Here is a 2,449-nt window from a genome sequence, read left to right as displayed (position 1 = left end):
GCCGGCGAGGAGCTGGAGCACCTCGCCGTCTTCGCCGAGGCCGCCCGCCGCCACGGCAAGCTCTTCGCGGTCAACGACCGCGCGGACGTCGCCCACGCCTCCGGCTCCGGCGTCCTGCACCTCGGCCAGGGCGACCTGCCGGTGCCCGCGGCCCGCGCGATCCTCGGCGAGGAGGTGCTGATCGGCCGGTCGACGCACGCCGAGGCCGAGGTGGACGCCGCGGCCGCCGAGCCCGGCGTGGACTACTTCTGCACCGGCCCCTGCTGGCCGACCCCCACCAAGCCGGGCCGCCACGCCCCCGGCCTGACCCTGGTCCGCCACGCGGCGGCCCTGGGCACCGAGCGCCCCTGGTTCGCCATCGGCGGCATCGACGCGGGCAACCTCGACGAGGTGCTCGACGCGGGCGCCCGCCGGATCGTCGTGGTCCGTGCGATCACCGAGGCGGACGATCCTGGCGAGGCCGCGGCGCAGCTGGCCGAGCGGGTCCGCGAGCGCCTCTGAGGGCCGCGCACGCCGCGAGAGTGTCAAAAAAACATGAAGAACCCGTCCGGCATGCGGACGGGAGACGGGCCTATCGGGCAAATCGCAAAAGTGGGATTGGGGGCCGCGGGAACCGCTGGTTAACTAGCCGGTATGGCCCTTGGCACCGCCTCCACCAGGACAGACCGCGCGCGCACGGTGCGTGAGCTGCTCGCCTCCGGCGAGCGGTCGTATTCGTTCGAGTTCGCCGCCCCGAGGTCCGAGAAGGGCGAGCGCACCCTCTGGGACGCCATCCGCCGGATCGAGGCCGTCGGCCCGACCTTCGTCTCCGTCACCTACGGCGCCGGCGGATCCTCCCGCGAGGGCACCGTGCGGGTGACCGAGCGGATCGCGACCGACACGACGCTCACGCCCGTCGCCCACCTGACAGCCGTCAACCACTCCAAGGCCGAACTCCGCAACATCATCGGCCAGTACGCCGACGTCGGCATCCGCAACATGCTGGCCCTGCGCGGCGATCCGCCCGGCGACCCCATGGGCGAGTGGGTGCGCCACCCCGAGGGCCTGCACTACGCCGCCGACCTCGTCCGGCTCATCAAGGAGTCCGGCGACTTCTGCGTCGGCGTCGCCGCCTTCCCGGAGATGCACCCGCGCTCCACCGACTGGGACACCGACATCCGGCACTTCGTGGACAAGTGCCGCGCGGGCGCGGACTTCGCCATCACGCAGATGTTCTTCTACCCCGAGGACTACCTGCGGCTGCGCGACCGCGTCGCCGCCGCCGGCTGCGACACCCCGATCATCCCCGAGGTCATGCCCGTCACCAACGTCCGTCAGATCGAGCGGTTTGCCCAGCTCAGCAATGCCGCGTTCCCGCCCGCGCTGGCCGAGAGGATCCTCGCGGTCAAGGACGACCGGGCCGCTGTACGCTCGATCGGGATCGAGTACGCCACGGAGCTGTGCGCTCGGTTGATGGCCGAGGAGATTCCCGGGCTGCATTTCATTACCCTGAACCACTCCACGGCGACGCTGGAAATCTACGAGAATCTGGGACTGCACCAGCGGTCCTGACGGCCGGCCCCTCGAAGGGCTGCGGCCATTGAGAGGGGCGTAAATGGGCTGGACGGTCCTCTACATCGCGTTCGGCGTCGTCGCGCTCTGGCTGCTCGGCGAGGTGCTGCTGCAGTACAAGGCGCGACTGCGCTGGCGCCTCCTCGCCTTCGCCGGGTTCCTCGGCGTCGTCGCGGGGGTCGTCATCCCGTCCGTCGCGGTCATCGCGGTGGGCGCGGTGGCGTTCGCCATCGGGCAGACGTATGTGACGCTCTCCTTCCGCCGGGGCTTCTCCCGCGGCTGGGCGCTCCGCCGCGGCGACGACGGTGCGGAAGCGGCGGGGAGTGGTGAATCCGGCAGATCCGGTAAGTCCGGCAAGTCTGCCAAGTCTTCTCAGTCCGGCAAGTCCGGAAGGGGTGTCAAGTCCGGTAAGCGCGCCGGGAAGGCCGCCGCCGAGGACGACGGCGCGCAGGAGCCGCGCGCCGGCCGGCGCCGCAGGGGCGAGAGCGCGGAAGCCCCGCCCGCCCCGCAGCCTCCTCTGATGTCGTCCGCCCCGCCGCTCGACGAGACCGCCGCCATGCCCGCCGTCCCCCCGCTCCCGGAGCCCGCGGACGACCCCGGCGCGCCCCCCCCCCCCCCCCCCCCCCCCCCCCCCCCCCCCCCCCCCCCCCCGACCCGGGGGGAACCACCCGATGTCCGCCACCGCCCGCCGCCGCCTCGCCGATGCCCGGCTCTACCTGTGCACCGACGCCCGCAAGCGCCAGGGCGACCTGCCGGAATTCCTCGACGCGGTCCTCGCCGGCGGTGTCGACATCGTCCAGCTGCGCGACAAGGGCATGGAGGCCGGCGAGGAGCTGGAGCACCTCGCCGTCTTCGCCGAGGCCGCCCGCCGCCACGGCAAGCTCTTCGCGGTCAACGA

3 protein-coding genes and 1 pseudogene are annotated in these 2,449 nt (G+C 72.8%); all 4 read left to right on the top strand.

All coding sequences use genetic code 11. The features are described 5' to 3' along the window. Window positions 1-501, top strand: a 501-nt coding sequence (gene thiE, locus ACSNOH_RS34470; RefSeq protein ID WP_436725390.1) for a thiamine phosphate synthase, incomplete at its 5' end; no start/stop codon positions are given. 132 nt (window positions 502-633) lie between these two features. After that, window positions 634-1,551: a methylenetetrahydrofolate reductase [NAD(P)H] gene (metF, locus tag ACSNOH_RS34465; RefSeq protein WP_436725389.1), complete on the top strand. Its 918-nt coding sequence runs from the start codon at window positions 634-636 to the stop codon at window positions 1,549-1,551. A gap of 43 nt (window positions 1,552-1,594) precedes the next feature. Then, window positions 1,595-1,880 (top strand): annotated as a pseudogene (locus tag ACSNOH_RS34460) (hypothetical protein); the annotation flags it as partial. 342 nt (window positions 1,881-2,222) lie between these two features. Beyond that, a partial coding sequence (locus ACSNOH_RS34455) for a thiamine phosphate synthase (RefSeq protein WP_436725388.1) occupies window positions 2,223-2,449 on the top strand: 227 nt, incomplete at its 3' end.

The organism is Streptomyces sp. URMC 127 (assembly GCF_051386535.1).
In the GTDB taxonomy this organism is placed as follows: Bacteria; Actinomycetota; Actinomycetes; order Streptomycetales; family Streptomycetaceae; genus Streptomyces.
The sequence above is the reverse complement of the archived record's forward strand: the minus strand, read 5'-3'. Positions and strand labels throughout refer to the sequence as shown.

Bases quoted from the DNA above. Each gene is read 5' to 3' on its own strand.
- metF (WP_436725389.1), top strand. From the start codon at position 634: ATGGCCCTTGGCACCGCCTCCACCAGGACAGACCGCGCGCGCACGGTG.